Annotated in this window: 1 protein-coding gene; it reads left to right on the forward strand. The window is 48.7% G+C overall.

Going from position 1 to position 300, the window contains the following annotated elements:
* Window positions 1–187: hypothetical protein (locus tag HGH47_RS12350; RefSeq protein ID WP_432912796.1), on the forward strand; the 187-nt coding region annotated here is incomplete at its 5' end.
* Window positions 188–300: the final 113 nt, after the last annotated feature.

Raw genomic sequence — 300 nt, forward strand, 5'->3', positions numbered from 1 at the left:
TATTTTTACCGAGATGGAAGCGGCCGCATCGGGTACGCCTAAGACGAAAGAATGGTATGCGGAAAAAATAGCGGCGGCGATTACCGATCAGATAAAATGTGCGGAAATACCGGCGGGAACGGTTGTCGTAGAAGTTGCAGGGACGGCAAAAGGAATTCCTAATCCTGTCGGCATTAAGGTGAGGTAAATGGACTGGGGCACGGATTTTTTATTGCAAGATGATGACATTGTTTTTACCGCTGACGGGGATGTGAAGCTCGTATCGGGTTCTGCAATGGTGGCGCAAGATATAGCGCAATC

This window comes from Treponema sp. OMZ 805, assembly GCF_050937395.1.
Classification (GTDB): Bacteria; Spirochaetota; Spirochaetia; order Treponematales; family Treponemataceae; genus Treponema.